Origin of the sequence: Pseudomonas sp. rhizo25 (genome assembly GCF_031931935.1) — a bacterium.
GTDB lineage: Bacteria > Pseudomonadota > Gammaproteobacteria > Pseudomonadales > Pseudomonadaceae > Aquipseudomonas > Aquipseudomonas synxantha.
This window is the reverse complement of record NZ_JAUJXA010000006.1, coordinates 67,633-80,058: the sequence shown is the minus strand read 5'-3', so window position 1 is coordinate 80,058 and position 12,426 is coordinate 67,633. Positions and strand designations below refer to the sequence as shown.

At 62.7% G+C, this 12,426-nt stretch carries 11 protein-coding genes; 5 read left to right on the top strand and 6 right to left on the bottom strand.

Annotation, left to right across the window (positions count from 1 at the left end; translation table 11 throughout):
- Positions 1-82 precede the first annotated feature (82 nt).
- The 3 genes from dsbG to dsbD are packed head-to-tail and all read right to left on the bottom strand — an operon-like array spanning position 83 to position 3,407.
- Positions 83-859, bottom strand: coding sequence for a thiol:disulfide interchange protein DsbG (gene dsbG / locus QZR30_RS15350; RefSeq protein ID WP_046071827.1), 777 nt, complete (start codon positions 857-859; stop codon positions 83-85).
- Positions 835-1,680 carry a TlpA disulfide reductase family protein gene (locus tag QZR30_RS15345; RefSeq protein WP_056847937.1) on the bottom strand — a complete coding sequence of 282 codons (846 nt, stop codon included), beginning with the start codon at positions 1,678-1,680 and terminating at the stop codon, positions 835-837. The genes dsbG and QZR30_RS15345 overlap by 25 nt, the downstream gene beginning before the upstream one ends.
- A complete protein-coding gene (gene dsbD / locus QZR30_RS15340) occupies positions 1,680-3,407 on the bottom strand; it encodes a protein-disulfide reductase DsbD (RefSeq protein ID WP_059397752.1) in 1,728 nt (575 codons plus the stop codon). Before dsbD ends, QZR30_RS15345 begins: the two co-directional genes overlap by 1 nt.
- Before the next feature lie 177 nt (positions 3,408-3,584).
- Between dsbD and QZR30_RS15335 the strand changes: the two genes are divergently transcribed.
- The 5 genes from QZR30_RS15335 to QZR30_RS15315 all read left to right on the top strand — a co-directional run bounded on the left by QZR30_RS15335 (position 3,585) and on the right by QZR30_RS15315 (position 8,442).
- Positions 3,585-4,265 carry a response regulator gene (locus tag QZR30_RS15335; RefSeq protein ID WP_046071830.1) on the top strand — a complete coding sequence of 227 codons (681 nt, stop codon included), beginning with the start codon at positions 3,585-3,587 and terminating at the stop codon, positions 4,263-4,265.
- On the top strand, positions 4,262-5,584 hold the full coding sequence (locus QZR30_RS15330; protein WP_046071831.1) for an ATP-binding protein: 1,323 nt from the start codon (positions 4,262-4,264) through the stop codon (positions 5,582-5,584). The genes QZR30_RS15335 and QZR30_RS15330 overlap by 4 nt, the downstream gene beginning before the upstream one ends.
- 124 nt (positions 5,585-5,708) lie before the next feature.
- Complete coding sequence (locus tag QZR30_RS15325; RefSeq protein WP_046071832.1) at positions 5,709-6,476, top strand: N-acetylmuramoyl-L-alanine amidase; 768 nt, start codon at positions 5,709-5,711, stop codon at positions 6,474-6,476.
- Positions 6,477-6,737: 261 nt separating this feature from the next.
- Positions 6,738-8,135, top strand: coding sequence for an aspartate aminotransferase family protein (locus tag QZR30_RS15320; protein WP_311903627.1), 1,398 nt, complete (start codon positions 6,738-6,740; stop codon positions 8,133-8,135).
- Positions 8,136-8,217: 82 nt separating this feature from the next.
- Positions 8,218-8,442 carry an MbtH family protein gene (locus QZR30_RS15315; protein WP_046071834.1) on the top strand — a complete coding sequence of 75 codons (225 nt, stop codon included), beginning with the start codon at positions 8,218-8,220 and terminating at the stop codon, positions 8,440-8,442.
- Positions 8,443-8,551: 109 nt separating this feature from the next.
- Here QZR30_RS15315 and QZR30_RS15310 read toward each other — a convergent pair whose 3' ends face one another.
- From QZR30_RS15310 to QZR30_RS15300, 3 genes are all read right to left on the bottom strand, one after another.
- Positions 8,552-9,898 carry an amidohydrolase gene (locus QZR30_RS15310; RefSeq protein ID WP_059397751.1) on the bottom strand — a complete coding sequence of 449 codons (1,347 nt, stop codon included), beginning with the start codon at positions 9,896-9,898 and terminating at the stop codon, positions 8,552-8,554.
- A 16-nt stretch (positions 9,899-9,914) separates the two neighbouring features.
- Positions 9,915-12,080: a mechanosensitive ion channel family protein gene (locus QZR30_RS15305; protein ID WP_046071836.1), complete on the bottom strand. Its 2,166-nt coding sequence runs from the start codon at positions 12,078-12,080 to the stop codon at positions 9,915-9,917.
- Between the two features lie 72 nt (positions 12,081-12,152).
- Entirely contained in the window at positions 12,153-12,329 is a 177-nt protein-coding gene (locus tag QZR30_RS15300; protein WP_164484829.1) for a hypothetical protein, read from the bottom strand.
- Positions 12,330-12,426 lie beyond the last annotated feature (97 nt).

The following is a 12,426-nucleotide window of genomic DNA, read 5'->3' as shown; positions in this document are numbered from 1 at the left end:
GCCTCCTCCCACATTTTTGAATGTGTTTACAGTTCAAAGTGTGGGAGGGGCTTGCTCCCGATGGCGTCAGTTCAGGCAGCGCTTATTTCGGCCCGAGTATCTTCACCAACTTATCCGGCGACGGCGCCCCCTGCTGCTGCTGCAACCCGCCTTTATCATCCAGATAGAAAATCGCTGGCGTCGCCGACAACTCCAGTTCATCCATCAACTTCATATTGGCATCGAGCTTGGCCTCGACATCGGCCGGGATCTTCTCCATGGCCTTGAGCTGGCTGCCCTTGCCGGCGGCTTCGTGTTCCTGCAAGGCCTTCTGTGGGTCCTTGGCGGCGAGCAGGGCGGCGGATTTGCCCGGGCTGTCTTCGCGGATGATGCCGACCATGATGTGGCGCAACTGCACTTTGCCGGCCTTGACCCATGGGCGGGCCTGTTCCCAGAACATGTTGCAGTAGGGGCAGTTGGGGTCGCTGAACAGGTAGACGGTGCGCGGCGCGTTTTTATCGCCGTCCTGGATCCAGCTGCTTTTTTCCATCTTGGCCCAGACTTCCTTGGCCATCGGCGCGTACACCAGTTTTTCCAGGGGCGCGCTGCTCAGGTCATTGCCTTGGGCGTCGTAGAGGCTGCCGGCGATCACGTTCTTGCCGTCGGCCGTCAGGTACAGGGCCATGCCACGGTTCTGGTACTGGGCGGCGTAGCCGGTGAGGCCGCCGGGGGCGTCGAACTTGCCGAGGATCTTGGCGCCCTTGGCTTCGATCTGCTTGATCGGTGCCGGCCAGTCTTCGGCCTGGGCCAGGGTGACGGTTGCGCTGAGTGACAAGAAGGTCAAAGGCAGCAGGGTCAGCAGGTGGCGGAGGCGAGGCATGTCGGTTTCCTTGTCTGGGTGTTGTCGAAGGGTTCCATGGCACGGGCCAGGCTGGCATCGGAGAGTTCGCCCAGGTGGCTGTTGATCAGGCGCCCATCGGCTTGGTAGAACAGCGTGGTCGGCAGGGCCATGGAGCCCACGGCCTGGCCGAGGCGGCCGCTGGCGTCGAACAGCACATTGTCGAGGTTCAGGCCCTGGGTGGCCAGGTAGGTGCTGACGCTTTGCATGCTTTCGGCCTGGTTGACGAACAGGAAGGTCACGTCCGGGCGCATGCGCTGGGCGTTTTCCAGCACCGGCATTTCGCGGCGGCACGGCGGGCACCAGGTGGCCCACAGGTTGATCACCAGCGGGCCGCCCTGGTAGTCCGCCAGTTGCACCACTTCGCCGTTGGCATTGCGCAAGGTGATATCCGGCAGGCGCGTGCCTTTTTCGTAGACGCTGAGGGACAGGCTGGTCATGCCCCAGAACAGCAGGCCAGTGATCACCCCGGCGCTGAGCGGCTTGCGCAGGGCCGGGCGACGCCAGCCATAGACCAGCGAGCCGATAATCAGCGTGATGATCCCGGGCCAGGCGAGAAAGCCACCGTCACGCAGGTCGACCATCTCGACCCAGTCGTCGCTGTAATAACTCCAGTACATCAGCACAAAGCTGACGCGGGCGGCGAGCAGGCCCAGCAGGAACAGGCTGAACAGCACCGACTCCGGGTTCTCACCGCCACGCTTGGCCACCCGCCAGCCCACCAGGGTGGCGAGCATCAACGCGCTGATCAGCAGCAGGTGATTCAGGGCGATGGCGAAGGTGCCGATGGTGAAAGTCAGCATCAGAGAGCGTCCCGCGTCTGGGTCCAGCGTTGCAGGAAGGCAGCGGCATCCACTTCGCCGGTGATGCGCTGGGCACGGCGTTCGTCACCGTCCGGGCCGATCCACACGAAGCTCGGTGGCCCCGGCACCTTGTAGCGGCCCAGCAGTTCGCGGCTGGCGGCGTTGTCGGCGGTGACGTCCAGGCGCAGCAGGCGCACGTCTTTCAGTGCGTCCATCACTTCGGGTTTACCGAATACCTGTTTCTCCATGATCTTGCACGACACGCACCAGTCGGCGTAGTAGTCCAGCAGTACCCATTGGCCCTGGGCCTTGGCACTTTCGAGCTGGCTTTGCAGCGCGCCCGGGTCGTTGAGGGTGGTGAACGCATCGTGGGCGCTCGGCGCATCGGCGACCCGCGAGCCGCTGTAGACCTTCAACGGTTGCCACAACTCATCGCTGCCACCGGCCGCGCCCACCACCAGTACCGCGCCCCACAGGCCCAGTACCAAGGAGCCTGCGCCACACATCTTGGCTGCGGGGCCGGACTCACGGGCCAGCGTCCAGCCGCAATAGGCCATTACCAGGGCCAAGGCGCCCCACAGGCCGATCCACAGGCTGTCGCCGACCACCGGGCGAATCATCAGCACGGCGGTGCCCAGGAACAGGAAGCCGAAGATGCCCTTGAGCACGTTCATCCAAGTGCCCGGCTTGGGCAGGAAGCGATTGCCCACGGTGACCAGCAATAACAGCGGAATGCCGATACCGATACCCATGGCGAACAGGATCAGGCCACCGTGCAGCGCATTGCCACTTTGGGCGATATACAGCAGGGCGCCGGCCAGGGGCGCAGTCATGCACGGGCCCACCAGCAGGCCGGACAACGCGCCGAGAATGCCGGCACCCACCAGGCTGCCGCCGCTTTGCTGGCGGCTGACGTTGTCGAGGCGGTCACGCAGGAAGGCGGGCAGTTGCAGTTCGAAGAAGCCGAACATCGGCAAGGCGAGGATCACGAACAATGCGGCAAAACTGCCGAGGATCCAAGGGGTCTGCAGTAACGCGGCGAGGTTGGCGCCGAGCAACGCGGCCATCACCCCCAGGGCCGCGTACACCAGCGCCATGCACACCACGTAGCTGCCGGCCAAGGCAAAGCCGCGCCGGGGGCTGGCGCCACTGCCAACCACCAGGCCGGCAAGAATCGGCAGCATTGGCAGCGAGCAGGGCGCAAACGCCAGCAGCAGGCCCAGGCCAAAGAACACCAGCAGGCTCCAGCCCAGGCTGCGCTGTTGCAAGCCGCTGGCCAGGCTCTGGTCCTGGGCCTGCGCGGTAGCAGCGACGGCCGGGTTGCCGCCCAGGTCCACGGTAATCGATTGCGGCGGATAACACAGGCCCGCATCGGCACAGCCCTGCCAGCCCAGCTTGACCTGGCCGGTGGCGCCGGCGGGGATCTTCACTTCCAGGCCTTGGCGATATACCTGCTGCTCGCCGAAGAACTCATCGCTATGGGCTTCACCCTGGGGCAGTACCGGTTGCTCGGCCAAACCCTCGAACTTCATGCGCTGCTGGTACAGGTAGTAACCGTCGGCAATCTGCCAATACAGTTGGGTTTCGCCACTTTCAAGACGTTCGGAGGTAAAAGTGAAGGCCTTGCCCACCGGGAGAAAATCAGGTTTGGTTTCGAAGGGGTTACCCGGCGCTGCCTGGGCGAATCCCGCGAACAACACCAGCAGAAAGATAAACAGATGCCGCATGGTCAAGCCTTAGTTCGATGCAAGTGAGGCACACAATGTGTGGCGCTGATTAACCGATGATTAACCGGACGCTATTCTAGAGTGTAGGGAAAATCTGATGTTGTGAACTTTGACCGCATAATGCGCGCTTAATCCGTGCCTTTTCTAATCACCCGCATCTTTTATGAAGGGCTCAGCATGCACGTACTGGTCTGCGAAGACGACGAACTGATCGCCAGCGGCATCGTGGCCGGCCTCACCGCCCAGGGTTTTACCGTGGAGCGCGTGGCCACGGCTGGCGCTGCGCGGGCGATGCTCAAGGCGGCGGCCTTCGACATCATGGTGCTCGACCTCGGCCTTCCGGACGAAGACGGCCTCAAGCTGCTGCAACAACAGCGCAGCCAAGGCCTGGAGATTCCGGTGCTGATCCTCACGGCGCGGGACTCGGTGACCAACCGCGTCGATGGTTTGCAAGCCGGCGCCGATGACTACCTGCTCAAGCCCTTCGACCTGCGCGAACTCGCCGCCCGCCTGCAAACCCTGTTGCGCCGGGTGGCGGGGCGCAGCGTCAACCTGATCGAACACGGGCGACTGGCCTACGACCCCAGCAGCCGTGAAACCTTCCTGGGTGGCCAGCCGGTGGACCTGTCACGTCGCGAACAGGCGCTGTTGCAGGCGCTGCTGCACAACAAGGGCCGCGTGCTGTCCAGCGAGCAGCTCAAGGACAGCGTCTACGGGTTCAGCGACGAACTGGAAAGCAATGCGCTCAATGTGCATATCCATCACCTGCGGCGCAAATTGGGCAACGGCATCGTCGAGACCGTGCGCGGCCTTGGCTATCGCCTGGGCCCGGCGGATGCTGGAGAGAACAGCAAGTGAAGAGCCTGCGCCTGCGCCTGACGTTCAAGCTGGGCGCCGCTTTTGTGCTGATCTGGGTGCTGGCGGCCGCCTGGATGCTCAACGATTTGCGCAACCAGATGATGTTCTCCCTCGACCAGCGCCTGGTGGCCTCGGCGCGCATGGTGGCGGGGCTGACCGAGCAGATGCCGGGGTTGGCCAGTGTCAGCGGTGGCGCACATCTGCGTACCGAACAGCTGAATGTGCCGGGAGGCATGGCGTGCCAGGTCAGCTCGCTGCGCGGCGAGATCCTGGCGCGCAGCCACACCACGCCTGAGGAAGGGCTGGAGTCGCGCAGGAGCGGTTTTCGCGATCAGATGATCGATGGCGTGGGCTGGCGCACTTTCACCTTGTCCCGTGGCGACTTGCTGATCACCACCGCCGACCGCCAGGTGGAGCGCGAGGCGCTGAACCTGTCGATCCTGCTCGCCGCCTCGGTGCCCGTCGGCGTGGCCTTGCTGGGTTGCCTGTGCCTGTTGTGGCTGGGCATCGGCCAAAGCCTGGTGCCGCTCAACCGCATGCGTGACGCCTTGATGCGCCGCAGTGCGGACTCTCTCGAACCGCTGCAGATCCATCCGTTACCCAGCGAGCTCAAGCCGCTGCTCGACACCCAGAACCAACTGTTGCAACGCATCGCCAAGACTATTGAGCGCGAGCGCCGCCTTACCGGTGATGCCGCCCATGAGCTGCGCAGTCCGCTGACGGCGATCAAGACCCACCTGCAAGTGGCGCGCATGACCGAGGGTGCGGCCCGCGACCAGTCCCTGGCCCACGCCGAGGAAGGCGCCGACCGCTTGCATCGCACCCTGGAGCAGTTATTGCTGTTGGCGCGGGTGGAAGGCAGCCTGTCGTTTGACGACGGCTTGCAGTCCAGTGCCGAGGAAGTCGCCAGGTTGGCGATCCAGGATGCCAACGCTGGCGACAATCGTCGGATCGACCTGGTCCTGGCCCACGATCTTGCCGCCAGCCCGGTGGAGATGCCCGTGGGCCTGGCTGTCGCGGCCTTGCGCAACTTGCTGGACAACGCCTTGCGCCACACTCCGGCCGATACCCGGGTGGAGTTGAGCGTGTCCAGCAGTGTCGATCAGGTGCTGTTTCGCGTGCGTGACCATGGCAAGCAGATCTCCAGCGAAGACCTGCAATGCCTCACCCAGCGTTTCTGGCGCAACGGCAACAGCGAAGGCTGTGGCCTGGGCCTGGCGATCGTCCAGGCGATTGTGCAGCGCTGCTCCTGCTCGTTGGCATTCGACAGCCAGCCCGATGGGCTGCGGGTTGACCTGGGCATGCCGCTGCGTCGCTGAATCGTTTTTTCACGTGCCAAATAATTACCGCCTGCCTGACATTGACACCTTCAGGATGGCGGTAATTTTTTGCGCTTGAACGGGCCGAATGATTCGGTCCGAAATGAAAAGGACGGCTCTTTTTATGTTGGTAATCGATACCAGTTTTCCTGCCAGGGATTTCAATGACCGCGACGGCGAAAGCGTGCGGCAGGTGATCCTGCATTACACCGCCGGGCCCTTTGCCTCGGCCTTGCGCACCCTGACCCAGGGTGGCGTGAGCGCTCACTATTTGTTGCCCGACCCGGATGAGCCCAGTTACCGTGCTGCCGGTTATGAAGAGTTGCGCGTGTTCCGCCTGGTGGATGAGGACAAGCGTGCCTGGCATGCGGGGGTGAGCGACTGGGACGGGATTGACAACCTCAACAGCCGGTCGATTGGCATCGAGATCGTCAACCTGGCGCGCGACGACAAGGGCGTATTCAATTTTCCGGCGTATCCCAACGCTCAGGTCGATATGCTCATTGCCTTGATCCGAGACATCCTTGGACGCTATCCGCAGATCACCGCCACTGACATCGTCGGTCACGCGGACGTGGCGTATTGGCGCAAGAGTGATCCGGGGCCGCGGTTCCCCTGGTGTCGCTTGCATGAAGCGGGGCTGGGGGCCTGGTTTGATGAGGCCACGCGCGCGATGTACCAGCGCCGGTTCAGTGTCAGGTTGCCACCCGAGGTCGAGGTGGAGCGGGCTTTCCAGCGCTATGGGTATAAGCCGGCGCAGAATCGCCAGGCGTTCGAGCTGCGAACCCGGGCATTCCAGATGCACTTTCGGTCACAGGATTATCGCGGCGTCCTGGATGCGCAGACCTGCGCGATCCTGTATGCGCTGAACGAAAAATACCGCGGAATTTGATTCGAACGCTGTTCAAATGTGGGAGGGGGCTTGCCCCCGATAGCAGTGTGTCAGTTAGCATATTTTTTACTGACCTACCGCTATCGGGGGCAAGCCCCCTCCCACATTTGGATCTTCATTCATCAGTTAACCAGCCCGTTCCCTAAATCCTCATCTCGCTGATGCGTCTCCAGAACAGGAAATCCGTGCGCATGCCCTTGGGCCAGACGCCAACGGATCGGCAGTTTGGTCACCATCACCCGCGTATCGAGGGATCCAGAGATGTCAGTCGCTACCAGCCGTACCGAAGACGCCGCGGCGCCTGCGGAAACGCTCTATCAGTTCGACGAAAACCCGTTGCTGGTCCGCCAGCGCCAGCAGGAGTCCAACGCCCGCAGCTACCCGCGGCGCATCCCTCTGGCGCTCAAGCGCGCCAAAGGTATTTATGTGGAAGACGTCGAAGGGCGTCGTTTCATCGACTGCCTGGCTGGTGCCGGGACGCTCGCGCTGGGGCATAACCACCCGGTGGTGATCCAGGCCATCCGGCAAGTGCTGAGCGACGAACTGCCGCTGCACACCCTTGACCTGACCACGCCGGTCAAGGATCAGTTCGTGCAGGACCTGTTCGGCTTGCTGCCCTCTGAATTGGCGCGGGAAGCGAAGATCCAGTTCTGCGGCCCCACTGGCACCGATGCGGTAGAAGCTGCATTGAAGCTGGTGCGCACCGCCACTGGGCGCAGCACTGTGCTGTCGTTCCAGGGTGGCTATCACGGCATGAGCCAGGGCGCCTTGAGCCTGATGGGCAGCCTGGGGCCGAAAAAACCCCTGGGCGCGTTGCTCGGCAATGGCGTGCAATTCCTGCCGTTCCCGTATGACTACCGTTGCCCGTTCGGTTTGGGCGGCGCGCAAGGTGTGCAGGTCAACCTGCATTACCTGGAAAACCTGCTCAACGATCCGGAGGCGGGCGTGTTGCTACCGGCGGCAGTGATTGTTGAGGTGGTGCAGGGCGAGGGCGGTGTAATTCCTGCAGACCTCGATTGGTTGCGCGGCCTGCGGCGTATCACCGAGCAGGCCGGTGTGGCGCTGATCGTCGATGAAATCCAGAGTGGCTTTGGGCGCACCGGCAAGATGTTTGCCTTCGAACACGCCGGCATCATCCCAGACGTGGTGGTCATGTCCAAGGCCATTGGCGGCAGCCTGCCGTTGGCTGTGGTGGTGTATCGCGACTGGCTCGACACTTGGCTGCCGGGCGCCCATGCCGGTACGTTCCGGGGCAACCAGATGGCGATGGCAGCGGGCTCGGCGGTCATGCGGTATCTCAGGGAACACGACCTGGCGAGCCATGCGGCGGCCATGGGTGAACGTCTGGCGGAACACCTGCGCATCTTGCAGCGCGACTTCCCGCAACTGGGGGATATCCGTGGTCGCGGGCTGATGTTGGGGGTGGAGTTGGTGGACCCGACAGGCACGCCGGATGTCCAGGGCCACCCACCGGTGCATCGCCAGTTGGCGCCGCTGGTGCAGCGTGAGTGCCTCAAGCGCGGCCTGATCCTGGAGCTGGGTGGGCGCCATGGCAGCGTAGTGCGCTTCCTGCCACCGTTGGTGATTACCGCCGGCGAAATCGACCAAGTGGCCGAGATCTTCGGGCGCGCCTTGGCGGCGGCGGTTGCCGGCGTCTAATTTTCCAGGCCCTTGATACGTTTCTACAGATATCAGTGCTGCGCGTGGTGCGCAGCCAGCCTTTGAGCGACGGAGAACAGCAATGACCTCAGTATTTGACCGCGATGACATCCTGTTTCAGGTAGTGGTCAACCACGAAGAGCAGTATTCGATCTGGCCTGACTACAAGGCCGTGCCCGAAGGCTGGCGCACCGTAGGCAAGAGCGGCATGAAGAAAGAGTGCCTGGCCTATATCGAGCAAGTGTGGACCGATATGCGCCCGTTGAGCCTGCGCCAGAAGATGGACAGCGCTGAGCTGGTCAACTGATTCACCACAATACCCTGTAGGAGCGAGCTTGCTCGCGAAGAACGCAAGAACGCCGCGGTCACCTTGAGTAAACGCGGCGCTCTGAAGTACTTCGCGAGCAAGCTCGCTCCTACAGGGGTGTGTGGGTGTACAGGTAATCCGTCGCCAGCGACGCCAGCGTCCTCACCCCCACCACCAACGCCGACTCATCCACGAAGAACCCCGGGTTGTGATTCGGCGCCGCCTTGCTCATGTCCTGGTCCCTCGGCGTTACCCCCAGGAACACGAACAATCCCGGCGCTTCCTTGGCATAAAACGAGAAGTCTTCCGCGCCTCCTACCAACGGGCCTTGCACCACGTCATCCCGGGCTGCCCAACGCAGGCTCGGCAGCATTTTCTCGGTCAGTGCCGGGTTGTTGATGGTGGGGTCGTACTTCTCGATGATCGTCACTTCGGCCTTGGCGCCGCCGCTTTCGGCAATCTTCTCTACGGTCTGGCGCACATCTGCATGCAGCTTCTGGCGAATGCCGTAGTCATAGGAGCGGATGGTGCCGGTCATCTCCAGCGACTCGGGGATGATGTTGTAGCGGGTGCCACCGTTGATGGTGCCGATGCTCACCACCGAGGGCGATGACGAAATATTGGTGCGGCGGCTGACCACGGTCTGCAAACCGACAATGGTTTGTGCGCCGACGGTGATCGGGTCGATGCCGTTCCAGGGCTGCCCCGCGTGGGTCTGTTTGCCGAGGATCTTGATGCGCAGGTCGTCGGAGCTGGCCAGGGTCGGGCCCGGGCGGTAGGCGATCTGCCCGGCCGGTACGCCGGCCCACACATGCAGGCCGAACACCGCATCCGGCTTCGGCGCTTTCATCACGCCTTCCTGCACCATCATCTTCGCGCCCCAGGTGTTCTTGCCGTCGGGGCTGAAGTCGCTGGGGCCTTCTTCGGCCGGTTGGAAATAGAACACCACGGTGCCAGGCAAACGCTCGCGCATGCCAGTAAGAATTTTCGCAGTGCTCAGCAGGATAGCGGTATGGGCGTCGTGGCCGCAGGCGTGCATCACGTCGACTTCCTTGCCCAGGTAGGTGCCCTTGGCCTTGGAGGCGAAGGGCAGGTCGGCGATTTCCTTGACTGGCAGCGCATCCATGTCGGCGCGCAGGGCCACGGTCGGGCCGGGCAGGGCGCCTTTCAGGACCGCGACGACGCCGGTGCGCGCCACGCCCGTCTTGACCTCAAGGCCCAGCTCGCGCAGCTGTTTGGCGACCAATTCTGCGGTGCGGGTTTCGGCGTTGCCCAGCTCTGGATGGGCGTGGATATCGCGGCGGGTTTCGAGCAGGCTCGGTTCAAGGATCTTCGCCTGGGCGGCAATTTCCTCCCGGGCGCTATCCTGACCACTGCTGGCGGCAATCACTGCGCTGCTGGCAACCCCGCAGAGCAAGCCGAACACCCATTGATGTTTCAAACCGTTCAAACGCATACAAACCTCTCCTTCTTTATTGTTCTGGTTCTTTCTCCTGCACCGTGCCGGCGGTGACCACCTGCACACTCAAGCGCGGTGTCGCCAGGTCGAGCCCGGCTTCATCCAGGTGGCGCTTGAGCGACAGATTGAACGCCCGCGACACTTCCCACTGCTTGATTGGTGCGGTCTTGAAACGTGCGCGCAGGATCGCACTGCCGGACTCGAAGCTTTCCACACCCTGGATCTCCAGCGGCGACCAGATATTACGGCGTTGCAGCGGGTCGTTGCGCATGGCATGCCCGACATCACGCATCAGCTTGATCGCATCGTCGATTTCCATGTTGTAGGGGATCGCCACCCGGAAGATCGCGTAGCCAAACTCCCGGGAGTAGTTCTTGATGCTCTTGATTTCGCTGAACGGGATGGTGTGCACGATGCCGTCGATATCGCGCAGGCGCACGGTGCGGATGGTCAGGCCTTCCACCGTGCCGAGGTGGCCGCCGACGTCTACGTAGTCGTCGATGGCCAGGGAGTCTTCGATGATGATGAACAAGCCGGTGATCAAGTCCGCTACCAGCGACTGCGCACCAAAGCCGATGGCGATACCGATCACGCCCGCACCGGCCAGCAGTGGCGTGACGTTCATGCCCATGTTCGCCAGGGCCACGATGGCGGCGATGATGAAGATGGTCACGAACAGCACGTTGCGGATCAGCGGCATCATGGTTTGCGCACGCGCGTTGGCCAGGCCTTTGCGTGAGCGGGTCAGGGCGTGGTGGATCGCGGTGTCGCTGAGGATCCAGATCAGCCAGGCAAACAGCAAGGTGCCTGCGAGGCCGAACAGCTTCACGGCTATTTCATGGCCGTCACCTTCGGTAAAGCGAATCATCGACAGGCCCCACACCCGCAGCCCCAACTCGATAAACACCAGCCACACCACCAGGTGCACCAGGGTGTAGACAAAGCCTTTGAGGCGCTCGGAGTACAGCGCATGGCGCTTGTGCCCGCGTTGCGGCTTGAGGGCGTGGCGGCGCACCAAGCCGTTGATCACCATGCACAACACCAGCAGCACCGTGCACAGCAGCGACTGGCGCAGGGCGGTGCTGGTGTCGCCGGCCGACAGGAAGGTGGCGAACAGCGAGATACCCACCAACAGCAAGGCCGGGATGTACCAGAAGGTGCCGATGATTGAAAGGGTGTCGGTGAGAGCGCGACGGGTCAGGCGACGCGACAGCGGCTGGTTGCGGATCAGGTGCGCGATCGGCCGGCGGAAACGCAGGATAAATACGCCTGTGGACAGCGCCGCCATCACATTGGCCACAGTCGCGGCGGTATGGGCAAGGTGTTGGCCGAGCGCCTCGACCAGGCGCGGGTCGCTCAGGGCTTCACCGAAGGCGGCAAAACTGCCGATCCACCACAACGGGCGGAACGCCTGGTGGCGCAGGATATACAGGGCGCGGTGGCGGTGTGGGCCGTCGAGCACGGAGAAGGCAATCACGCAGATCGCCGAGAAACAGGTGCCGATCACCAAGGCATAGGCCAGCACCATCGCCAGTGATTTACCCAGGGATGACGGCAGGGCGTAGCTGAGGTAAACCGTGATCACCAGGGCGATCAGCCAGGGCCCAAGCTTGCGCAGGGCAAAGCGCAGCATGTCCCAGGTCCGCGGGTGTTGCGGCAACTCCTCGGGCAGGCCGAAGCGCTCGCGTACCCGGTGGCTGAGCCAGATCAACGCGGCGGCCAGCAGACTCCACACCGCCAGGATCACGGCAAAGCCGAAGATGATCGGCAGCCACTCGTTGGCCGGCAGCATCAGCGCACCCAGTTCATCCTTGGCCAGATCGACTTCATTCGACCAGCGCCCCAGTGGGCTGTCGGCACCGGAAAACTGCTGTTCAAAGCCCGACAGCGTACTGCCGATCAATCCGAGCACGCCTTGTTCGGCGGCGGGCTGGGCCTTTTGCGTAGCGGCGCGCAGTTTCTTCAGGTCGCTCAGCAATTGGGTGCGCTGCTGATCGTTTTCCAGAGTCTTGATCACCTCGTCCAGCGACTGCCCCAGCGGCACTTCGGCCTGGGGTTGGGTCTTGCTGGAGCCGCCCAGCATGCCGGGCAAGCCTACGGCTTGGGCGGACGTGAACGGCAGCAGTGTGAGCAGGGCGATCAGCAGGTAGCAGGGCAGGGCAAACAGACGGGAGAACACGAGGCGGTCAACCTTGAAAACGACGAATTGACCGAGTGTACGAGGCCGCTATGCCCAATGCGAGCGCATTTATCATTCCGCCAGTTTGGCGAGAATCTTGTACACCACGGTGCCCAGGATCAACAGCATGCCGATCCACATGCCGAACACGCCGAGGGGCTTGTCGCGAAAGTTGAAACCGACCGCGAGCATGATCATGCCGATCACGATGGGAATCAGCATGGCGTGGAAGGAGGACATTGAGATCATGGGAGCAATAGCCTTGTCACAGTGGAAGTTTTGACAAGTCTAGGCGCGATTGCAGGAAGTGCAGGTGATGCAAGTCAGTTTGGCAGTACACAGAACC